The organism is Vitreoscilla stercoraria DSM 513, assembly GCF_000382305.1.
Classification (GTDB): Bacteria; Pseudomonadota; Gammaproteobacteria; order Burkholderiales; family Neisseriaceae; genus Vitreoscilla; species Vitreoscilla stercoraria.
Map to the genome: position 1 here is coordinate 12,995 of NZ_KB908035.1, position 22,350 is coordinate 35,344.

Genomic DNA, 22,350 nt, shown 5'->3' on the forward strand with positions numbered 1-22,350 from the left:
ATATATAGAGAAAGTTATGACCGATTATCGAACCACCGTCAATTTATTGGATACGCCGTTTCCGATGCGCGGTAACCTTGCCAAACGCGAGGGTGCATGGGTAGAACAATGGCGCCAACAAAAGCGTTACGAGAAATTGCGTGAAGTGGCAGCTGGCCGTCCGAAATTCGTTTTGCACGATGGCCCTCCCTACGCCAACGGTGATATTCACATTGGTCATGCGGTGAACAAAGTTTTAAAAGACATGATTGTGCGCTCAAAAACTTGGGCGGGCTTTGATGCGCCTTATGTTCCCGGTTGGGATTGCCACGGTTTGCCCATTGAATTGATGGTTGAGAAACTGTATGGCAAAGAGATTCCTGCTGCCAAATTCCGCCAATTGTGCCGTGAATACGCAGAAGAACAAATCGCGCGCCAGAAAAAAGATTTCATTCGCTTAGGCATTATTGGCGATTGGGACAATCCTTACAAAACCATGAATTTCGATACCGAAGCGAATATCGTGCGCAACTTGGGCAAAATCCAAGAAGCAGGCTATTTGGTCAAAGGTGAAAAACCGGTTCATTTTTGTTTAGAGTGCGGTTCGGCTTTGGCAGAAGCAGAAGTAGAATACAAAGACAAAGTGTCGCCTGCTTTGGATGTGGCATTTGAATTTTTGGATGCGGAAGCAGTCGCGCAAGTGTTCGAGTTTTCAGGTGAGCAATTAGAAAGCGTGGAAGCGGTCATTTGGACGACCACACCTTGGACTTTGCCTGCCAACCAAGCCATCAGCGTGCATCCTGAATTGGCGTATCAATTGGTGCGCAGTAATACAGGCCGCGTGTTGGTATTGGCCAAAGATTTGGTTGAGTCCGCTGCTGCTCGTTATGGTTTCGAGAGTTTTGAAATCTTGGGTGAAACCGTCGGCATCAATTTGGAAAACTTGGAAGTCCAGCATCCATTCTTAGAAGAGCGCATCGTACCGATTATTGTGGGTGACCACGTGACTGCGGATGCAGGTACAGGCATGGTACACACCGCCCCTGCGCATGGTTTGGACGACTACAATGTGGGTTTGAAATACCAATTGCCGATTGATTGTCCTGTGATGAATGACGGTCGCTTCCGCTCGGATGTCTCGCGTGTGGCAGGCAAAACCGTTTGGGAAGCCAATGAAGTGGTGATTGAATGGTTGCAAGAAAACAACCGCTTGCTCGCATTCAAAAAAATGGAACACAGCTACCCACATTGCTGGCGTCACAAAACCCCAATTATTTTCCGTGCGACGGCTCAATGGTTCATCGCGATGGACAAATCAGGCCATGAAGGCAAAGTGTTGCGTGATGTGGCAATGAATGCGGTGGATTCAACCGAATTCTTCCCAGCTTGGGGTCGTGCGCGTTTGGAATCAATGATTTCAGGACGCCCTGATTGGTGTGTATCACGCCAACGCAATTGGGGTGTGCCTATGGCTTTCTTTGCTCACAAAGAAACAGGTGAATTGCATCCACAAAGCGCTGAATTTGTAGAAATCATTGCACAGCGCATCGAAAAAGAAGGCATCGAAGCTTGGTTCAAATTGGACAAAACCGAATTATTGAACGCAGAAGATGCAGCAGTTTACGACAAATTGCCAGACACTTTGGACGTTTGGTTTGATTCAGGTTCAACGCATTATGCAGTTTTGAAACAACGTGCAGAATTGACTTGGCCTGCGGACTTGTATTTAGAAGGCTCTGACCAGCATCGTGGTTGGTTCCAATCGTCTATGTTGACCGCTTGTGCCACTCAAAATCGTGCACCTTACAACCAATTGTTGACGCATGGTTTTGTGGTGGATGGCAAAGGTCAAAAAATGTCCAAATCCATCGGCAATGTGATTGCACCACAAAAAGTGAACGATACTTTGGGTGCCGACATCTTGCGTTTGTGGGTAGCCTCGACCGATTACTCAGGCGAATTGGCGATTTCTGACGAAATCTTAAAACGCACCACCGACAGCTACCGCCGTTTGCGCAACACGATGCGTTTCTTATTGGCGAATTTGTCAGACTTTGACCCAATTGAAAATGCAGTCGGTTACAACGACATGTTGTCGTTAGACCGTTATGCGGTAGTGTTAGCACGTCAATTGCAAGAGCGTTTGGTGGGCGACCATTACCCACGTTACGCTTTCCATTATGCGGTTCAAGACATCGTACATTTCTGTGCCGACGAAATGGGCGCGTTCTATTTGGACATTTTGAAAGACCGTTTGTACACCACACAAGCGAACAGCCGTGCTCGTCGCAGTGCGCAAACCGCGCTATACCACATTACACGCAGCTTGATTTTGGCCATCAGCCCGATTTTGTGCTTTACCGCAGAAGAAGCTTGGGAAGTTTTGGCTGGCAGCAATGAAGACTCGGTGATGTACCATACTTTGCACGAATTCCCGTCTATGCCTGAAAACGTAGAAGAAGAGTTGGTGAAAAAATGGCAAGCAGTGCGTGCAGTACGCGAAGCCATCAACAAAGAAATCGAAACCAAACGTGCTGCTGATGTAGTGGGTTCTTCTTGGCAAGCGGCAGTCAGCGTGACTGCGCCTGAACCAACTTACGGCTATTTGCGTGCGTTGGGCGAGGAGTTGCGTTTTGTGTTGATGGTGTCTAAAGTGACTGTTAACGAAGGCGAAGCTTTAAGCATTACTGTTGAAAAAGCCGAAGGCGAAAAATGTGAGCGTTGCTGGCATTACTTGCCAGACGTGGGCAGCGTTGCTGCGCATCCATGTTTGTGCGCGCGTTGTGCTGACAACATTGAAGGCAAAGGCGAAGAACGCTTGTTAGCATAAGCTGTCAGCGTTGATTTGAGTTGTCAAAAGCGTCCTGTAAAGTTTACAGGACGCTTTTTTATAATCGGGTAGATTTGAAATAGATTGGTTTCAAAATAAGCTACTCATGCACTGATACAATTTATTTGAATTTTCTAACGCAGGCCAAGACTAAAAAAAGTATTGTGTCAAAATACCGATGATGGTCATCGTACTGTCCCAATACATCTAAACATAAGAAAGGCTCAATCATGAAAAAGCTGATTGCATTGACAGTGTTTTTATTGGCGGCAAATATTGCCATGGCGAATGAAACATGTAGCAGCAGTATCAAAAATCGTACCATTCAAGGCGATGTGCGCATCTCAGGCAGTTGTAGTTTGTCAGAGGTGAATGTGCGTGGCGATGTGATTATTTTACCCGGTGCGACTTTGACCTTAACCAACAGTGTTGTGGATGGTGATGTGGAGTCGCGCAATCGTTTCAAAGAAGTGGTGATGATTAAAAATACCATCAATGGCGATGTTGATTTGGAACGAGGCACTCGGGTGCGTTTGGTGGAAAATACGGTACACGGTAATGTGGATTTAGAATATACCAGCGGTGAAGCCGAATTCGACCGCAATCGCATCAGTGGTGATTTGAAAATAGACAAAGGACAAACTTCGCGTTTGAATGCCAATACCATCAGTGGCGATTTGGAATTGGAACGCAATACAGGACGCTTGTTGTTGTCAGGCAATCATGTCAGCGGTGATTTAGAATGCAAACGCAACTCACAAAATCCAACCGGCAATCAAAATCAAGTTACAGGTCGCAAGATGGGACAATGTAGCAATATGTAATCGGTTGTGAATGGCAACAAAAGCCTACGCACCATTTTGCTCATTACCGATGACCGCACCAACGGTCATCTCTGTATCGCGTTACGCCACATCAAACTCAACCAATTGGCCTCATCTGTGGCGTTTAGGAGACTCGATGGTTTTTCACCAACCAAATTTTAAATGACATCTTGATTGTCCATTGAAAAACCAACCTAACCAGCATCACACAAGATAAACAGCCTCCCAAATATTCCGGCAGCTCCAATAAGCTCTGATGAAATCTTGCCAGCGTTCACACGCTAGACAGCGTGATTTTCTTGCATCAATTGCTGCCATGCATCACCTAACTCTTGTTGCAAATGTTCACAAGACACCGCATCAATGCGATGGCAAGTGAATACTTTTTGTACTGCTTGTGGATGATTGGGTGCATACATTTTAAATTGTACGTGTTTGGCTAAGGGCTGATGATTGTGTCTAATATTAGGATAATCTTGTGCCAAACGCTCAAACTCATACTTCGATTGTTTGAGCTGTTGGTCTTCATTTAAAATGGCATCAGGACGCATGAGTGGCGTTTCTTTATAAAAAGCAATCATCTTGCTTTGCAAGGCACTGGCAATATGTACAATCGCCGTATCAACCGTCACCATACAATCCGCCATTTCAATCAATGCCGTGATATCCAAAACACCTTTAGATTGAAACGCTTTGACATGATTGGGCGTGGTGATGGCTGAAATTTTGGCATATTCACCAATTAAAACCACTTTATGCGCTGAGAAAAAAGCCAATATCACCGCAATTTGTGCCTCAGACAACCAGCGATCGGACTTACTCCCAAACGGGTTCAATACAATCAATTTAGAATTGGTATCAACCTGCTGAGGCCATGCGGATTGTAAAAATGCCTGAGTATGACTTCGAACAGCGGCAGGAACAGAAACATCATAAGCATGTGGTTTGGCATGAATACCCAGTTTGGTATAAATACTTTCAAAAGAACGGCTAATATGCGCTTCTGGATTTCGATATGAATGGCTAATATTATAAGCTTTGACATTGCTTTTATTAAAACCCATTAACACAGGCGTTTTCATCCAAGCACAAAACCAAATATGCTCTGTTTTAGAAGACAATTTCATATCAATCACCAAATCAAATCGGTGTTGTCTGACATTTTTAATCGATTCAAAGACGTGTTTCCACGAAGCATCGTTATAAACAAAACTGCCTGCAACATAATCCTTATTTTCAATCATGCTCAAAGCTTGGGCTTTAGAAACCACATACACTTCATAACCATGCTCAAACAAATTGCGCAATAAAGGCGTGCTTAAGACCATATCGCCAATCAAATCATTGCGTACCACTAAAATTTTTTTAATATTTGAAACATCTTGAATGGTTTGTTTGGCTTTGATTTGATTCAATACCAATATCGGCAAAAAATACTTTAGTTTGAGCTTTAACGTTTTCAAAGCATAATTTCTTTTGCGATTCCATTTTTTCAACTCAGTTTTCATATTCTGTTCATCTATCTTGAAAGACAACATGTTATAAGCCAATATTTTAATTGAATGATATTCAAAAACGACAAAAAAAGCGTCCTGTAAATTTACAGGACGCTGTTTCATGATGATTATTTATTGATTTTGCAATGCTGCAATACGATTATCCAATGTTGGATGGGTACTCAACAAAGAGTCTTTTTCGCCACCAGAAATACCCATGGCATTCATTTCAGGCGGCAAAGAACTACCGCCACCTTTCAAACGCTCTAAAGCCGCAATCATTTTAGGCGCACCCACCAATTGCGCTGCACCTTCGTCCGCACGGTATTCGCGCTGGCGGCTGAACCACATCACGATGAAACTTGCCAAGAAACCAAACACCAATTGCAATACCATTTGAATGATAAAATAAGCCATAGAGCCATAACCTTGACCTTCTTCATCATCACTGCTCAAAGCGCTCGACACAATGTTCGCCACCACGCTCGCCAAGAAATACACAAACGTGTTCACAATGCCTTGAATCAACGTCATGGTCACCATGTCACCATTGGCAACGTGTGCCACTTCATGCGCCAAAACAGCCTCAACTTCATCACGCGTCATGCTGTGCATCAAACCAGTGCTCACAGCTACCAAAGAATTGTTTTTGCTTGGACCTGTGGCAAATGCATTAGGCTCAGGCGCATCATAAATCGCCACTTCAGGTGTTTTCAAACCCAATTGACGGGCTTGATTTTCGACCGTATTGACCAACCATGCTTCCATTTCATTCGCAGGCTGCTCAATCACTTGTGCGCCAGTTGATTTTTTAGCCACCCATTTAGACATCAACAAAGAAATGATGGAACCTGTAAAACCCACCAAAGCTGAAAATGCCAGCAAGCCCATCAAATTGTTAGGATTGCCACTGATACCCAAAATCGAAGCAATGATGGTAATGACCGCCATCACTGCCAAGTTGGTTAGGATGAATAAAAATATTCGTTTCATATAATCCCTTTTTTTATATTTTCTTCAAAGAAGTGTGCTTGAAATCAAAAAACCATATTAAGGCAAAATGGTGTTTTTGTATCAAATTTAATCAATTTTACATACAAATGGACGCATATAGCGTCCATGATTTAATGCAAAAATTCTACATAAAATTGTCACAATTATCTGATAGGCCTCAAATACGGATCTGACCTGAGCCCAAAACAATCCATTTTTGATTGGTCAAACCATGCAAGCCCACAGGACCGCGCACATGAATTTTATCGGTTGAAATGCCAATTTCCGCACCCAAGCCATATTCAAAACCATCGGCAAAACGAGTCGATGCATTGACCATCACGCTAGCAGAATCGACTTCACGCAAAAAACGCTGCATATCAGCATACGAATTGGTGACAATGCTGTCGGTATGATGGCTGCCATAATGGTTAATGTGAGCCATGGCAGCATCCAAATCATCCACGACACGAATCGACAAAACTGGTGCCAAATATTCGGTGAACCAATCTTCTTCGGTGGCAGCAACAATGTCTTTCAGGACGCTTCGTGTGCGCTCACAACCACGCAATTGAACACCTTTGGCTTGATAAGCGTCCTGTAAACGTGGCAACACATCTTGAGCAATGTTTTGATGTACCAACAACGTTTCCATGGTGTTGCATGTGCCGTAACGTGAAGTTTTGGCATTCAACGCAATAGACTGCGCCATGTCCAAATCGGCATCGTGATTGATGAACACATGGCACACGCCATCCAAATGTTTGATCACAGGCATGCGCGCCTCTTCGGTCACACGCTTGACCAAACCTTTGCCGCCACGTGGAATGATGACGTCAATCAAATCACTCAAACCCAACATCACACCCACAGCAGCTCGGTCTTTGGTTTCAAACAAGCGCACGCACGCTTCAGGCAAGCCGCTTTGCGCCAAGGCTTGGTAAATCACCTTCGCAATGGCTTGATTGCTGTAAAACGATTCAGAACCACCACGCAACAAACACGCATTGCCAGATTTCAAACACAATACCGCCGCATCAATGGTCACATTAGGGCGAGATTCATAAATCATGCCCACCACGCCCAAAGGCGCGCGCATTTTTCCCAATTGCAAACCATTGGGCAACGTTTTGAATTCGTCCATTTCGCCCACAGGGTCTGCCAAAGCTGCCACTTGGCGCACACCCTCTGCCATTTGCGCCACAGATTTTTCCGTCAAACGCAAACGATCGACCATTGCCGCATCCAAGCCATTTTGCTCAGCGGCCTCAATGTCTTTGGCATTGGCAGTCAAAATATCGGCTTGCGCCTGCTCTAGCAAATCTGCCATTGCCAACAAAGCTTGGTTTTTTTGTGCTGTTGAAGCGGCTGCCAACACGCGCGAAGCGGCTTTGGCATCCACAGCATATTGGCGCACCAACGCCACCACATCTGTCATTTTTATCCCTTTTGATTCTTTAAAAACATTGCATCACGCACCAACATTTTTCAAAACGTCGCTGCGCTAAATCTTGTTCACGTATCCAAAAATACAGGACGCCACAATCACCCCACATCATGCCACATTCTTTGTCATTGCTGTCTAGCTGCAATAGCAAAACCCAATCATCTGCCGAGCCATGTTCGGTTTCAAAAAAATGCTGTGACATTTGCACACACAATTGCTCCATCCCCGACTGTAAATTGGTCGAGTGGCCTAATAACTGGTTGTAGCGGCCTGAATTGAGCTCATACACATGCTCTTCTAAATCACCCAATGACATCCATTGCTTGCGCGTCAAGCCAACTTTAGGCCATGCCACGCTGCTTTCATCGGGAAACGTGGTTTGTGGATAAAACACCGTATTGGCACTTAAAAATTGATTTTCTGACGCCAATTTTTCAGGCGGCACCGCAGGTTTTAATTGACTGATATCGCCATCAAAATAGCGTACAGCAAAATGCCAATAATCCTCCGGCACATTGCCCCAATGCTCATTGAGTGCATCATAGAAAAAATACAACCAACCTGAAGTCGGTAGCTTTTCGTCCAAATCCCATTCCGTCACTTCTGACAAATTGATTTGCGCCACAAATGCCAAAGGCTGCTCATACGCATGTGGCCAAGCGATGCTATCGGGCAAATCAGGCATGCCGCCAATTTTGCTCCCGCCCACATCCACATGCACATACGGCTCTAACTTCATTTTGATGCCTTCGCTGAGCTTAGGTATCAAGTGCATCCACAATTCATTCAGCTTAAAAGCTTCGAACAAGCTGGCCATTTCTGCTTTATCCATCCCGCTGCTCCTTTTGATTGCATCACACAGTTTTATCGTCAATCAGGTACAAACAACTGCTGCCAAGCCTGTTGCCAATGCGCAAGCTTATACATATATGACAACGTATAGGCAAAACCACTTGCACCAATGCCACATTCAGCCTTTGCCGCTGACCCAATTTCGCCGCCTGCTGTCCATTAAACCAAACTTGCTCAATACTGGGATATTGCAATAGCAAGGCGGGCAAATCATGAGTATGTGCTTGATGTATGGCACTGTCTAAGCTGCCTTGACGCTTGGCCTTGTCAATCACATCCCATAAAATCAAAGGCATTCGTTGTAGATAATCTATTTTGTCTGCATATTCAAAACTTTGCAAATCTACCCCGCAACAATCACCCAGCAATCGCCAAAATTGATTGCGTGGATGGGCGTAATACTGCTGTTTTTGCAAAGAAGCATCCCCTGGCAGAGAACCCAGAATCATCACTTTCGGCTCTGTACCAACAATCGGTTTGAACGATTGTTTCCATGTATCATCACCCATTAATCGATGGTTTGTGGCCATAAGGCTCTGTCTACTTGTGGAAATTGAGGGTTCATCGCTTGCAAATGTGCTAATAAAATTTGTAACACCATCACATCACGACCGCTTTTAGAATCAGCAGGAATCACATACCAAGGTGCATAAGGCGTTGCTGTTTTGGAGACAACTTGCGCATATTGATTTTGAAAAGCAGACCACAAATGGCGGTCTTCAACATCGCTCAACGCAAATTTCCAATTTTTCTCAGGAATATCTAAACGTTGTTGTAAGCGTTCGCGCTGGGTTTCTTTGGAAATATTAAGAAAAATTTTGATAATTTCTGTGCCTGTTTCACTCAACATGCGCTCAAATTCATTGATATGACGAATGCGTCGCACTTCTTCTTTCTCATCAATCCAACCTTTGACTCGTGTCACCAACACATCTTCGTAATGGCTGCGATTGAAAATCACCATTTCCCCATTCTTAGGCACCACTTGATGCACCCGCCACAAATAATCCCGTGCCAATTCAGTGCTAGTGGGAGACTTGAATGCTTCAACACGCACGCCCAAAGGATCCACGTTTTGAAAAACTGACCGTATGGTGCCATCTTTGCCCGAAGTATCCATACCTTGTAAAATCACCAATACTTTGCGCTGCCCTTCTGCATGCAGTTTTTCTTGCCAATCATTCAATTGTGAAGACAATGTTTGCGCCAAAGCTTGCCGCTCTTTTTTCGTTGGCGGCAAGCCTTCTTTCCATTGTGTTGGATGGTTTTCCCAACGCCATTTTTTCCTTGCATTCACTTTCAATTGTTGAACATCCAAAATCATGTTTTTTCCTTTCAAGTCACTGTCAGTTATAATATGCAGCTTGATGATTTACAGGCCGCTTAAAAACGGCAGGACCGTACCAAATATGAATAAAAATGTGGTGATTTTGATTTCTGGCCGCGGCAGTAATATGCAGTCTATCGTAAATGCCAATATTATAGGCGCTAAGATTGTAGCCGTGATTAGCAATCGTCCTGATGCTGGTGGTTTGGCTTGGGCACAAGAGCGTGGTATTGCCACGGCAGTCTTGAATCACCGCGACTTTGACAACCGCGAAGCCTTCGATGCTCAGCTACAACAAGTCATTGATGCTTACCAACCTGATTTGGTGGTTTTGGCAGGTTTTATGCGCATTTTGACAGCAAACTTTTGCTTACATTATCAAAATCGCATGTTGAACATACACCCATCTTTGTTACCATCATTCAAAGGTTTGCACACCCACCAAGCTGCCATTGATGCGGGTTGTAAATTGGCAGGTTGCACGGTGCATTTTGTCACACCTGAATTGGATCACGGTCCGATTATTTCGCAAGGGGCAGTGCCAATTTTGCCTGATGACAGTGCGGATGATTTGGCGGCACGCATTTTGACTGTGGAACATCAATTATATCCACAAGCAGTGGCTGATTTTGTTACAGGACGCTTAAGTGTGCAAGATGGTAAAGTCATCAATGCGCAACCAACTGACGCACAAAACAAACTTTTGGCTTACTAAGCCAACCAAATGAAATAATTTGATTTTTCAAATGAAGGTGTGATAATGATGCAAAAATGGACCATGATGTTAGGTGTCAGCGCAGCGCTACTGAGCAGCATTGCAATGGCCAATGAAACCCAATTTCCCAATAAAGCAGCCTTAACGTATTCAGGTAATGGTGGCGTGACGGCCAACATGAATTTCAGCCGCAATGCCAATGCTTATAGCATCCAAACCATCTTCAAAATCCCGCTTTACAGTATGCAATTTGCCTCTAACGGCAGTATGAATGGCAACCAAATGGTGCCACAACGTTATAGCGACACCCGTCGCGGCAAACTGTATGCACAAGCCTTGTTCAACCACGGCAGCAAAACCATTACTTATGGCAAAGCTGGTCAAAGCCAAACTGCGCCTATGCGTGGTACGCCTATGGACTTATTTAGTCTGGCGTGGCAATTGGCTTTGAACGACGGCAAACTCACAGGTGTGTCACAATTTACCAATGGTAAAAAAGTGTATAACGAAAACACCAATATTCGTCCTAATGGCTCACAAAATGTGAAATTCAAAGGTCAAAGCCTGCCTGTCAACATGTACAAAGCCACTCGTGGTGGCGATGTCATGGAGTACGGCTTAGCACCTAGCATGGGCAATATTCCAGCTTTGATTCGTTATACCGATGATGGCACAACCTACCAACTCAACTTAACCGCCGCCACTTTAGACGGCAAGAAATACTAAATGAACAATCAACAATTAGTCCATACCGAACGCCTTTTGACCGAAGTGCGTTTTTTCCAATCTCCTGCTGATGTGATTTTGTCGAAATTCTTCAAAGACCATCGCAAGCTGGGTCGCCAAGACCGACATGAGATTGCGGAAACCGTTTACGCCACTTTGCGCCATTGGCAAAAATTACATGCCTTTTTTGGCAAAAAAGCACCTGTACGCTTGTTGGCATTGGGCGCTTTGGTCATCGCTCGCGGTGTAAGCATAGGCTCATTGAGCAGCATTTTAAGCGAAGACGAACGCCAAAAATTAAGCGACCTGAAAGCCGCTCGTGCAGGTTTTGCTGATCAATTGCACACTGCCAGCGAATTGCCTGAATGGGTAATTGAACGCATGCAAGGTCAATACAGCGATGAAGAAATCGTGACATTGGGACAAGCTTTAAGCCAAGCTGCGCCATTAGACACACGCGTGAACACCTTAAAAGGCAAACGTGAAAAAGTCTTGGCACAATTGGAAACTGAAGGTTTTAAAGCCCAAGCCACACCATTTTCGCCATGGGGCATTCGCTTCCAAGACAAAGCTGTTTTGAACAAAAACCCATTGTTCTTAGATGGCGTGATTGAAGTACAAGACGAAGGCAGCCAATTGTTGGCTTTGCTTTCTGGCGCCAAACGCGGTGAAGTGATAGTGGACTTTTGCGCAGGCGCAGGCGGTAAAACCTTGGCATTGGCAGCCATGATGAACAATACAGGCCGCTTGTATGCCATGGATGTTTCTGAAAAACGCTTGGCCAATATCAAACCACGTATTGCACGTGCGGGCGTGGGCAACATCACACCTCAACGCTTGGATCACGAGCGTGATTTGCGTTTGAAAAAATTGTGGAACAAAGCCGATCGCGTGTTGGTAGATGCACCTTGTTCAGGTTTGGGCACTTTGCGCCGCAACCCAGATTTGAAATACCGTCAAAGCCCACAAAGCATTGACGAATTGGTCGAAATCCAGCAACGCATTTTGGTATCTGCTGCCAAATTGGTCAAACGCGGCGGTTATTTGGTTTATGCCACTTGCAGTATTTTGGCAGAAGAAAACCAACAACAAGTGGAAAAATTCTTGGCCAGCCATCCAGAATTCAGCTTGGTTAATTGCAGCGAATTGCTGAACGGTTATAAAATACCGCTCAATACAGGCGAATATTTACAAATGAGCCCTGCAACCCACCATACCGACGGCTTTTTCGCAGCGGTATTGCAAAAATCTTCATCTTAGGAAACACACATGAGCGTGCAAAAAACCATTCAAGACATCGTTAGCAGTCACAAAGTTGTTTTATTCATGAAAGGCGACAAACGCTTTCCACAATGCGGCTTTTCTTCTCGTGCAGTGCAAATTTTGGCAGCAGCTGGCTGCACCGACTTTCACACTGTGAACGTATTGATGGATGAAGGTATTCGTCAAGGTATCAAAGAATTTGCTAACTGGCCTACCATTCCGCAATTGTATGTGAACGGTGAGTTTTTGGGCGGCTCTGACATCATGTTGGAAATGTTCGAAGCAGGCGAATTGCAAAGCCTTTTAGCAGAATAATCAGCAATAAGTGAATGTAAACACATTCGCTGATACATGATTGCTGGTATATGAGTTGGCTGCACAGATTTGGAAAACCATCCAATCTGGCAGCCAATTTGTAAATTCATAAGAGCATATTCATGACGTTTAAATGATTTAAGCGTCCTGTAAACATCAAAATCACATCCATATCGCTCATGTGCTCACTGATTTCATCCAGCAATCTAAACCTCATTCAACCATTCATTAACCCTAAAAGGCATCACCATGTCCAATTTATGCATCATCGACCATCCTTTGGTACAACACAAATTAAGCTTAATGCGCCAACAAGATTGTTCCACTTACAAATTCCGTACCTTGACCAATGAACTGGCTCGTTTAATGGCTTATGAAGCCACGCGCGACTTTCCCATTGAAGACTACGACATGATGGGCTGGGAAGGCAATATCATTCAAGGCAAACAAATCAAAGGTAAAACTGTCACCATCGTACCGATTTTGCGTGCTGGCATCGGCATGCTTGATGGCGTAATGGACATGTTGCCAACTGCCAAAATCAGCGTGGTCGGCTTACAACGCGATGAAGAAACCTTGCAACCTGTGTCATATTTCGACAAATTCGTACCGAATGTGTCTGAGCGCACTGCGTTAATCATCGACCCAATGCTCGCTACAGGCGGCTCTATGGTAGCGACCATTGATTTGTTGAAAAGCAAAGGCTGTAAAGACATCAAAGCTTTGGTGATTGTGGCTGCGCCTGAAGGCGTGAAAGTGGTCAACGATGCCCATCCTGATGTGACCATTTACACCGCAGCTTTAGACAGCCATTTGAATGAAAACGGCTACATCATTCCGGGCTTGGGCGATGCAGGCGACAAAATTTTCGGTACGGTTCACCATTAAACCCTTGAATAAGGACAAACATGAATTTCAATGATTACTTAGCAACATTTGCCAACGTAGACGATTTAAGCGGCCTGAACGTGATTTCTGCCGATGGTCAATTGGTACACCACATTCCTGCTGTAACAGGCAAATTGGGCAGCTTAAAGTTATACAATGCTTTGGCCGCTCAATTTAACGGTGTATTGAACGTACAGGCCGCTGAACAAGGTTTGACATGGTTTGCAGAACATGTAGAAGATGCTGTCCAAAATCCAGGCAAGCATCCTAATGTGGATTTGCTCATCCAAGTACAAAACAATGCATTGCAATGGCGCTTAGAACCCATTTCTAAATAATGTTTGCCCAATAAAAAACCGCCAAATGGCGGTTTTTTTTGCTTGTCATACTCATTAATGAACAGCTTGCGCTAACTCTCGATCGCTTTTAGCAGTTGGGAAAATCAATTGAATACCATCGATTTTTTCATCCCAATCCACAATCACGCGACCACCTTCAGCCAACTTACCAAACAACAACTCATCAGCCAAAGCCTTACGAATGGTCGATTGAATCAAACGGCCCATAGGGCGCGCACCCATTTGCGGATCAAAACCTTTTTTACCCAAATAAGCTTTCAATCCATCGGTAAACTCAACATCCACCTGCTTTTGCAACAATTGTTGCTCTAATTGCAACAAGAATTTCTCGACCACTTGTGTGATGATTTGCTCGTTCAAAGCAGCAAAAGACACAGTCGCATCCAAACGATTGCGGAATTCTGGGCTGAACAATTTGTTGATTTCAGCCATTTCATCCCCTACCGATTTGGCATTGGCAAAACCAATGTTTTGTTTGATCAACGCCGTCGCGCCTGCATTGGTTGTCATGATAATGATGACATTGCGAAAATCGGCTTTGCGACCGTTGTTATCGGTCAAAGTGCCATGATCCATTACCTGCAACAACACATTGAAAATATCAGGATGGGCTTTTTCAATTTCGTCTAATAACAACACTGAATAAGGTTGTTTGCTGATGGCTTCGGTTAACAAACCACCTTCTTCATAACCCACATAACCTGGAGGCGCACCAATCAAACGAGAAACGGCATGACGCTCCATGTATTCAGACATATCAAAACGCAAGAACGGGATGCCTAAATTGTAGGCCAATTGCTTAGACACTTCTGTTTTACCCACACCTGTTGGACCTGAAAACAAGAAGCTGCCAATTGGTTTATCAGGATGACCCAAACCTGAGCGAGACATTTTAATGGCATTGACCAAAGCTTCAATGGCTTTGTCTTGACCAAATACCATGTTTTTCAAATTGCGACCCAAATATTGCAAGGTATTTTTATCGCTAGAAGAAACCGTTTTTTCAGGAATCCGCGCCATTTTAGCGATGATTTCTTCAATTTATTCACGTCCAATGGTTTTGCGCTGCTTGCCTTTAGGCTTCACTTTTTGCGCCGCACCCGCTTCATCAATCACATCAATCGCCTTATCAGGCAAGAAACGCTCATTCAAATAACGCACCGATAAACTCACAGCCGCTTCCAAAGCTTCATTGGTATAACGCACATTGTGATAGCTTTCAAACGAAGTTTTCAGGCCGCGTAAAATCGCCACTGTCTCTTCTGCTGTTGGCTCCACCACATCCACTTTTTGAAAACGGCGACTCAAAGCATGGTCTTTGTCAAAAATGGTGCGGTATTCTTGGTAAGTCGTCGCACCAATACAGCGCAACTGACCTTTTGCCAAAGCAGGTTTGAGCAAATTAGACGCATCCATCGTGCCACCAGACACACTGCCTGCACCAATGATGGTATGAATTTCATCGACAAATAAAATGGCGTTAGAAAGTTCAGTTAATTCTTTCAGCACCGCTTTAATACGGGCTTCAAAATCACCACGATATTTGGTGCCTGCCAGCAAAGCGCCCATGTCTAAAGAAAATACAATTGCATTTTCTAAATGCTCTGGCACTTGCTTATGTACGATTTGGTAAGCCAAGCCTTCTGCCAACGCGGTTTTACCGACGCCAGCCTCGCCGACCAATAAAGGATTATTTTTACGTCGGCGACCCAAGATTTGCGTGATGCGCAACATTTCATGCGCTCGCCCAATCAATGGATCCACACGACCAGCCAAAACTTCACTGTTCAAATTAGTAGTGTATTGCTGCAAAGCATTGTCCATGGAAGCTTCCTTTCCATACTCATTCCCTTGTAGGGGCGGAGGCGGTGCTCTTTCAGGCTCGATGCCATGAGCCAAATAACGCATCACATCCAAACGCGTGATTGACTGCTGGTTTAAAAAATAAACCGCATGAGATTCACGTTCTGAAAAAACCGCAACCAACACATCTGCGCCTGTTACCTCTTTTTTCCCTGCACTTTGAGAGTGAGAAATGGCCGCATGCAACACACGCTGGAACCCCATAGTTGGTTTTGTCTCGATCTGCTCCATCATATGCGCTGGAACATTCGGGGTTTCATTGACAATACATTCGGTCAATCGTTCTTGTAAAAGTTCAATGTTTACATGACAACCCACTAATGCTTTGTGAGCCGAATCATTGTCTAGCAAAGCCAATAATAAGTGCTCCACACCGATAAACTCATGACGTTTAACTCGAGCATTTGTGTAAGCTTCTTGTAAAGTTTGTTCTAATTCTGTGGAAATCATACAACTGCCTCCTCTACTGTGCATTGCAACGGATGCTCATTGTCAAAAGCCAAATCCATCACCTGACTTTGTTTGGTTGTCGCAATATCCCAACTATAAATACCACACAATCCTTTGCCTTGTTCATGCACCATCATCATCAAAGCAAAGGCCTGAGATTCGTCCATAAAGAAAATATTTTGCAACACATACATCACAAAATCCATGGGCGTAAAGTCATCATTTAACAAATAAACAGCATATTGTTTTGGCGGAACCAATTGCTGTGCCAATAGGGTTTTAGACTCAACTGATGTTTCATTTACAGGATGGGATACCATCACTTTTATTTCCGTTGTCATAAGATAATGATTGTTCACTTCAAAGTAAAAAATTTGTGTTAGTTTTATGTTTCATTGTGCGCAGTTTTTAAATTTTTCGCAAACTGTGCTTGACTCATTAGGGTAAATAACGGTAAAACGTCATCAGTGGCAAACATCACTCACCTCCAAGGTTGATGTGTTTGGCTCACATTTTCAAAATAATTGTTTTATAGAGTTAGGAAGTTTCAATGGCAACAGGTACTGTTAAATGGTTTAACGACGCTAAAGGTTTTGGTTTCATCACTCCTGATGAAGGTGGCGAAGATTTGTTCGCTCACTTCTCAGCTATCAACATGAACGGCTTCAAAACCTTAAAAGAAGGTCAACGCGTAAGCTTTGATGTAACTGAAGGCCCTAAAGGCAAACAAGCTTCAAACATTCAAGCTGCATAATTAGCCTGAAATTCACTACCCTAGCGTGTGGTGATTTAGAATAGAGCCTGTTGCAAAGTTTTACTTCAAAACCATGTTACAGCAAAAATAAGAGCACAGTAACTGTGCTCTTATTTTTTGTCTTGAAATCATGCTCTATCCACATGGTAAGGTTTCAAATACGCCCTTACAAAATCGTATCAAAGTGATGCGGCTACGCTTTGAATTTACTGACTGTAACATGCCACATTTTAATAAATAATCTTTGGCTGCCAATGTGATAAATCCTCCAGCTATAGGATGATTACCGCTCTAAAAACAACAAAAATATAATAGTAACCATTCTTTATAAGCTTTATGCCAACACGATTTAACACAAGCGTCCTGAAAATTTTCATCCTCGGCAAATAACTTACAATTTTATACTCATCGTAGCAAACATCAACAGCCACATGACGTTTGGCATGTCGCTACATTTGAGGCCAATCCAAACAAAAAACCTCCTCTAAATATTTATTTGGAATTTTTTAATTCTCAAAAAAACAACACTCTTATCAACTTGAATGATTCAAAATATCAATTATTCACTATCCATCATTCCAAAGCCATACAAAGGCCGCTTTAAAAATACCGATATCATTTCTTTGACTTGAATTAAAGCAAGCTTCTCTAAATCACGGTACAAGTTAAAGCAGTAACTCGTCGTATTCAAATACATATAAATGTATGCCGCACATAAAGGTAAATATTTGCTATTGCTGCATTTTAAGCTGCATCATCAACTTGATTGGGAAGAAAACATGAATTTAGATACTTGGATTGATCTGTTGTTAAAAGGCGAAGAAGCACCCCTACCCATGCCAAAAGAAGAATTGGTATTAGGCGGTCTGCCTATTGATGAAGCCATCAAAGCCCATATTGCGTGGCGTGAAAATTGGTTCCAAGCTCTGCGTGAACATAATTTAACCAATTATGGTTGCGAACAAGTGAGTGCAGATAACCGTTGCAAAGTGGGTCAGTGGATTTACGGTCCGGGCACGGAATACCATAATTATCCAGAATACGAATTGCTACGTAAAAAACATGCTGAATTTCACCAATGCGCAGGTGAAGCGGTGCGTTTACATGAAAAAGGCTATTTTGCCGAAGCAATTGTCATTACCAAACGCACTTTACCAGAACTGTCTAGCAAAGTTGGACACAGCTTTGCAGACTTATTAGAAGCCGTTCACAACGAGCCTAACAAAGTTGACGCTTAAAAAACAATCGCTTCCAAGCGTCCTGTAATGGTTTACAGGACGCTTTTTTCATCAAACAAATTAAGAGGGAATTTGCGCCATCAGTTTCAAATATTGTTGCTTGCTGTCTGGGGCCAATACCATCGGTTGGTACAATACAGAGCGTGAGCCGTCTTGTGCTTGAATTTCAATTTTGAACACAAACATGGTTTCTGTCTCGGGCTGATTGAGCCAAGCCACTTGTGCCATATTTTTGCCCTTAGACACTGCATGCCAACGCTGTGCCAATACCTGACTGCGACTGCCATCATCCAAGTTGCGCCACGCATCACCACGCTTGTCACTCAAAAACTCATCTGTAATCAAAGCCTGTGCCGTACCATCATTCAATACTTGTGACACTTGAATATGACTAGGTGCTTTTTTCTCCACATTGACAACAAAATTCCAAGCATACTCAAGCTGTCCATTATCTGCTTGGTATAACATCAAACCCAAATTTTCGACATGGTATGTGCCATCACTGGCAGGCAATGCACCACGCTCGGTCATTTGAAACGACTTCACTGCACCACCATCCACTTGAAAATCCAATTGCCGATTGGGCAACACACTTTGGCAAGCACTCAAACTCACGACCAACGCCAGCACTGCAAAACATTTACGCCAATTGTTCAAGGTCCGCCTCCTCTACCGCCAACCACTGCGCCCCTGTGACTCGTTGTAATTCTTGAGGATTGGCACCAAATACCGCAAACGGTGAACCTGCTGCCGCCCAAACAATAGGGTATTGCAACAAACGCACATCCAGCCACGTTTCCAACGGCTGATTGTGCGCCAACGGTGGCACACCACCAATGGCAAAACCGACTTCTTGCTTGATGCGTTTGCCTTTGGCCATTTGCAAATTTTTGCCCAATTGTTGGGACACAAAGTCTATATCCACTCGATGGCCACCTGACGCCACAATCAAAATCAATTGTCCTGTTGTGGCTTCTTCAAAAATCAAAGAGCTGGCAATCTCGCTGGGCGTACAACCCAAAACATCGGCAGCCATTTGTGCGGTGCGAGTGCTATCAGACAGCAAACGCAACTGATGTACCACTTGCTTGGTTTCCAAAATATGGTGTACTTTTTGCACACTCTCACTCATCAACAAATCTTCCATCTGAACCCATTTCATTTTTTAGTCTGCCATCGGAGGCATTAGCCTAACGGTGTTACAGGGCGGATTCAAGTATAATGGGCTCAACATTCTTGCAAGGAGCGGTCATGACACCAACCCTCACCCATTACATCCATCCTGTTTTAGGCTGTTTGCAATTGCATTTCAATGATGATGTCTTAATCAAAGTCGATTTACCTTATCCTCATTTGTACCAAGAAGCCAATGCATCCTTGCCACTGATTTGGCAAACGCAATTCGATGCCTACTTTACAGGACGCTTACAAAGCTTTGAAGGCGACATTTTGATTCAAGGCAGCGAACACGACCGCAAAGTGTGGCAAGCAATGTTAAACACCCCTTACGGACAAACTCGCACCTATGGCGATGTTGCCAAAGAAATTGGCTCGGCAGCCCAAGCGGTTGGTCAAGCTTGCAAGCGCAATCCTGTTCCGTTGATTATCCCGTGTCACCGCATTGTCGGACAACACCACATTGGCGGTTATTCAGGCGGTACAGGCGACGACACTTTATCCATCAAACATTGGTTGTTAGAACATGAACGCACTCACGCCAGCTGATTACATCGATTTATTGCTAGAGCAATTGTGGTTGCAAGACCGTTTGAGCCAAAACACTTTGGACGCGTATCGCCGCGATTTGCAAAAAATCCACGACCGTCTTTTAGTACACAAAGTCGATTGGTTCAATTGCGATGGCGTGCAATTGGGTGAAGCTTTGTTCAAAAACGAAGAAAAACCGACTTCACAAGCACGAGCTTTGTCGGCCTGTAAACGTTTGTACAATTACTTCAACGAGCAAGAACTCAAACATCAAGAGCCTTTGTTTTATTTGCAGCGTCCCAAAATCGGTCGCAGCTTGCCGCCCATCATCACCGAAGCGCAAGTGGATGCTTTGCTAGAAGCACCTGATGTGGATGATGTGCATGGCTTGCGTGACAAAGCATTGCTCGAAATGATGTACGCCACTGGCATGCGGGTATCCGAAGCAATTAATTTAGAATTAAGCCATCTGGATTTACAGCAAGGCGTAGTATCGACTGTTGGCAAAGGCGACAAACAGCGCCTGATTCCTTTGGGCGAAGAGGCATGCGAATGGCTAGAAGCATATTTATTGCACTCGCGTCCAATGTTGTTAAAGCAAAAGCCGTGTGATTTTGTGTTTGTCAGCCAAAAGCGTGTGGGCATGACCCGCCAATTGGCTTGGCAAATTGTGGACAAATACGCCACCCAAATTGGCATCGAAAATTTAAGCCCACACAAATTGCGCCATGCTTTTGCCACGCATTTGGTCAATCACGGCGCAGATTTGCGTGTGGTGCAAATGTTATTGGGGCATGCAGACATCAACACCACGCAAATTTATACCCATGTTGCCAATGTACGCTTAAAACACCTCATAGACCAACACCATCCACGTGCTTGATGGCTTGGGCAGTTTTACAGGACGCTTGTTACTCAATATCCATTTGAAATATTTTTTATCCATCAAAATCACCAAAATGGATACCAATCATTTATATTCATCAAAAATTTTGAAAGCCACCCCTATCCATGCTCACCACCGACATTCAACCCAATGCGTTATCCCCAAAACGTGCTTATGTGACCTTGCTGTCTGATGATCAGTATTTGGCAGGCGTTTTGACCTTGGCTTACAGTTTAAAACAACATGGCAATACGCATGAATTGATTGTCATGATTAACGATCAGCTGTCTGAAAATACGCTATTGGTATTACAACAAGCACAATTGAAATGTTACCAAGCGCCTAAATTACAATATAGCGATAAAAACAATCTGGATATGTTGTCGTATGGTTGGCCACAACAAATGATAAACACTGCCGACAAACTCAGTGTATTTACCCTGACTGAATATGACAAATTGGTTTATGTTGATGCCGATATGTTGGTATTGAAAAACATTGAATTTTTATTTGATTGTCCACACGGTAGCGCTGCTATGGATTTGGGTTTGATTCAAAATCCGATTCACACACCAGACTACAACCAAGCGCAATATGATTATTTTAAAAATTTCAATTCAGGCTTATTTGTCTTCCAACCCAATATACAAGATTACCAAGCCTGCTTGCATTTGATGCAAACCATGGAAGGCTTTGACCAAGAAATTTTGCGTCAATTGTGGTCGCATTGGCAGCAGACACCAGAATTACACCTACCGCAAACGTGCAATGTGTTTGCCAAAAAATTGACGGATTATATCCGTTTGGGATTTTTTGGTTTTACCGATGTGCATATTTTGCATTACACCTACCAACCCAAACCTTGGTTTACCAAAGAATATCAAATCACCCAAACCAACGACTTTTTGTATTATTTTTACCGTGAATGGATGCAAAAAGCTTTAAAACACTTTGGTCTCCAATAAAGCCTCACACACTGACCACTGCAATACCATGTTGGCGCAATAAGGCAGTGGTCACGCCATCACCTTGTTTCAGAACGCCTTGGAAACTGCCATCATAAATTTGCCCACTGCCACAAGATGGGCTTTTGCTTTTAAGCCATACCGTTTTGATTTGAGCGTCCTGTAAACTTTGTAAAGCCAATAATGCCCCTTGTTTAAACGCTTGTGTGACATCGCTGCCATCTCTCGTTATCACTTTGGCATGCCCTTGCCACACATCCCATCCATCTCCACCGACAATTTCCGCTGCCGCTCTGGGCGTGGACAATCCGCCCATCACTTCAGGACAAATCATGAAGCGTTGGTCGGTGGAAGGCGCATTGTCCATCAAACAGTGTTTGCCATCGTAACGTACACTTTGTCCACACAAACAAGCACTGATGCCGACAGTTTCAGATACACCCATGATTTCACCTAATGTTGATTGATTGGCA

General features: G+C 43.9%; 24 protein-coding genes and 1 pseudogene. 14 read left to right on the forward strand and 11 right to left on the reverse strand.

What is annotated here, in order from left to right:
- The first annotated feature begins 16 nt into the window (after positions 1-16).
- The 3 genes from ileS to H150_RS15170 all read left to right on the forward strand — a co-directional run bounded on the left by ileS (position 17) and on the right by H150_RS15170 (position 3,795).
- Entirely contained in the window at positions 17-2,809 is a 2,793-nt protein-coding gene (ileS, locus tag H150_RS0111885; protein WP_019959283.1) for an isoleucine--tRNA ligase, read from the forward strand.
- Positions 2,810-3,039: 230 nt separating this feature from the next.
- Positions 3,040-3,633 (forward strand): DUF4097 family beta strand repeat-containing protein, encoded by a 594-nt coding sequence (locus tag H150_RS14885; RefSeq protein ID WP_019959284.1) that lies wholly within the window; start codon positions 3,040-3,042, stop codon positions 3,631-3,633.
- Positions 3,634-3,639: 6 nt separating this feature from the next.
- A complete protein-coding gene (locus H150_RS15170) occupies positions 3,640-3,795 on the forward strand; it encodes a hypothetical protein (protein WP_155970610.1) in 156 nt (51 codons plus the stop codon).
- Positions 3,796-3,914: 119 nt separating this feature from the next.
- Here the strand turns inward: H150_RS15170 and H150_RS0111895 are convergent, their stop codons facing one another.
- The 6 genes from H150_RS0111895 to H150_RS0111920 all read right to left on the reverse strand — a co-directional run bounded on the left by H150_RS0111895 (position 3,915) and on the right by H150_RS0111920 (position 9,745).
- Positions 3,915-5,141, reverse strand: a complete 1,227-nt coding sequence (locus H150_RS0111895) for a glycosyltransferase family 9 protein (protein WP_169708879.1) — start codon at positions 5,139-5,141, stop codon at positions 3,915-3,917.
- A 120-nt stretch (positions 5,142-5,261) separates the two neighbouring features.
- Positions 5,262-6,122: a protease HtpX gene (htpX, locus tag H150_RS0111900; protein WP_019959286.1), complete on the reverse strand. Its 861-nt coding sequence runs from the start codon at positions 6,120-6,122 to the stop codon at positions 5,262-5,264.
- Positions 6,123-6,300: 178 nt separating this feature from the next.
- Positions 6,301-7,560, reverse strand: a complete 1,260-nt coding sequence (locus H150_RS0111905) for a glutamate-5-semialdehyde dehydrogenase (protein ID WP_019959287.1) — start codon at positions 7,558-7,560, stop codon at positions 6,301-6,303.
- Between the two features lie 19 nt (positions 7,561-7,579).
- On the reverse strand, positions 7,580-8,401 hold the full coding sequence (locus tag H150_RS0111910) for a YwqG family protein (RefSeq protein ID WP_019959288.1): 822 nt from the start codon (positions 8,399-8,401) through the stop codon (positions 7,580-7,582).
- 22 nt (positions 8,402-8,423) lie between these two features.
- Positions 8,424-8,951 (reverse strand): DNA-deoxyinosine glycosylase, encoded by a 528-nt coding sequence (locus H150_RS14425; protein WP_155970613.1) that lies wholly within the window; start codon positions 8,949-8,951, stop codon positions 8,424-8,426.
- Complete coding sequence (locus H150_RS0111920; RefSeq protein ID WP_019959289.1) at positions 8,930-9,745, reverse strand: PPK2 family polyphosphate kinase; 816 nt, start codon at positions 9,743-9,745, stop codon at positions 8,930-8,932. Before H150_RS0111920 ends, H150_RS14425 begins: the two co-directional genes overlap by 22 nt.
- A gap of 85 nt (positions 9,746-9,830) precedes the next feature.
- On the opposite strand from H150_RS0111920, the gene purN reads away from it, so the two are divergent.
- The 6 genes from purN (at position 9,831) to H150_RS0111955 (ending at position 13,993) form a co-directional block, all read left to right on the forward strand.
- Positions 9,831-10,463, forward strand: coding sequence for a phosphoribosylglycinamide formyltransferase (gene purN, locus H150_RS0111925; protein ID WP_019959290.1), 633 nt, complete (start codon positions 9,831-9,833; stop codon positions 10,461-10,463).
- Between the two features lie 45 nt (positions 10,464-10,508).
- The gene (locus H150_RS0111930) at positions 10,509-11,189 is read left to right on the forward strand and encodes a hypothetical protein (protein ID WP_019959291.1); all 681 of its coding nucleotides are present in this window, start codon (positions 10,509-10,511) and stop codon (positions 11,187-11,189) included.
- Complete coding sequence (locus H150_RS0111935; RefSeq protein WP_019959292.1) at positions 11,190-12,449, forward strand: RsmB/NOP family class I SAM-dependent RNA methyltransferase; 1,260 nt, start codon at positions 11,190-11,192, stop codon at positions 12,447-12,449.
- A gap of 9 nt (positions 12,450-12,458) precedes the next feature.
- Complete coding sequence (gene grxD, locus H150_RS0111940; RefSeq protein WP_019959293.1) at positions 12,459-12,767, forward strand: Grx4 family monothiol glutaredoxin; 309 nt, start codon at positions 12,459-12,461, stop codon at positions 12,765-12,767.
- 249 nt (positions 12,768-13,016) lie between these two features.
- Positions 13,017-13,655 carry a uracil phosphoribosyltransferase gene (upp, locus tag H150_RS0111950; protein ID WP_019959294.1) on the forward strand — a complete coding sequence of 213 codons (639 nt, stop codon included), beginning with the start codon at positions 13,017-13,019 and terminating at the stop codon, positions 13,653-13,655.
- A gap of 20 nt (positions 13,656-13,675) precedes the next feature.
- Entirely contained in the window at positions 13,676-13,993 is a 318-nt protein-coding gene (locus H150_RS0111955; protein ID WP_019959295.1) for a DUF2322 family protein, read from the forward strand.
- 54 nt (positions 13,994-14,047) lie between these two features.
- Here the strand turns inward: H150_RS0111955 and clpA are convergent.
- Positions 14,048-16,327: pseudogene (gene clpA, locus H150_RS14430) on the reverse strand (ATP-dependent Clp protease ATP-binding subunit ClpA).
- Positions 16,324-16,647, reverse strand: coding sequence for an ATP-dependent Clp protease adapter ClpS (gene clpS, locus H150_RS0111965; RefSeq protein WP_019959298.1), 324 nt, complete (start codon positions 16,645-16,647; stop codon positions 16,324-16,326). The pseudogene clpA and the gene clpS overlap by 4 nt, the downstream one beginning before the upstream one ends.
- Positions 16,648-16,877: 230 nt before the next feature.
- Here clpS and H150_RS0111975 point away from each other — a divergent pair, with 230 nt between their 5' ends.
- On the forward strand, positions 16,878-17,081 hold the full coding sequence (locus tag H150_RS0111975; RefSeq protein WP_019959300.1) for a cold-shock protein: 204 nt from the start codon (positions 16,878-16,880) through the stop codon (positions 17,079-17,081).
- A 779-nt stretch (positions 17,082-17,860) separates the two neighbouring features.
- On the forward strand, positions 17,861-18,319 hold the full coding sequence (locus H150_RS0111980; protein ID WP_026353683.1) for a CZB domain-containing protein: 459 nt from the start codon (positions 17,861-17,863) through the stop codon (positions 18,317-18,319).
- A 60-nt stretch (positions 18,320-18,379) separates the two neighbouring features.
- Here the strand turns inward: H150_RS0111980 and H150_RS0111985 are convergent, their stop codons facing one another.
- Positions 18,380-18,976, reverse strand: a complete 597-nt coding sequence (locus H150_RS0111985) for a hypothetical protein (protein ID WP_019959302.1) — start codon at positions 18,974-18,976, stop codon at positions 18,380-18,382.
- The gene (locus H150_RS0111990; RefSeq protein WP_026353684.1) at positions 18,960-19,481 is read right to left on the reverse strand and encodes a YbaK/EbsC family protein; all 522 of its coding nucleotides are present in this window, start codon (positions 19,479-19,481) and stop codon (positions 18,960-18,962) included. The genes H150_RS0111985 and H150_RS0111990 overlap by 17 nt, the downstream gene beginning before the upstream one ends.
- 89 nt (positions 19,482-19,570) lie before the next feature.
- On the opposite strand from H150_RS0111990, the gene H150_RS0111995 reads away from it, so the two are divergent.
- From H150_RS0111995 to H150_RS0112005, 3 genes are all read left to right on the forward strand, one after another.
- Positions 19,571-20,044, forward strand: a complete 474-nt coding sequence (locus H150_RS0111995) for a methylated-DNA--[protein]-cysteine S-methyltransferase (protein ID WP_051083044.1) — start codon at positions 19,571-19,573, stop codon at positions 20,042-20,044.
- Positions 20,022-20,909 (forward strand): site-specific tyrosine recombinase XerD, encoded by an 888-nt coding sequence (xerD, locus tag H150_RS0112000; RefSeq protein WP_019959305.1) that lies wholly within the window; start codon positions 20,022-20,024, stop codon positions 20,907-20,909. The genes H150_RS0111995 and xerD overlap by 23 nt, the downstream gene beginning before the upstream one ends.
- Positions 20,910-21,037: 128 nt before the next feature.
- Positions 21,038-21,877 (forward strand): glycosyltransferase, encoded by an 840-nt coding sequence (locus H150_RS0112005; RefSeq protein WP_019959306.1) that lies wholly within the window; start codon positions 21,038-21,040, stop codon positions 21,875-21,877.
- Positions 21,878-21,881: 4 nt separating this feature from the next.
- Here H150_RS0112005 and H150_RS0112010 read toward each other — a convergent pair whose 3' ends face one another.
- On the reverse strand, positions 21,882-22,322 hold the full coding sequence (locus H150_RS0112010) for a 2-thiouracil desulfurase family protein (protein ID WP_040755949.1): 441 nt from the start codon (positions 22,320-22,322) through the stop codon (positions 21,882-21,884).
- Between the last annotated feature and the right edge of the window lie 28 nt (positions 22,323-22,350).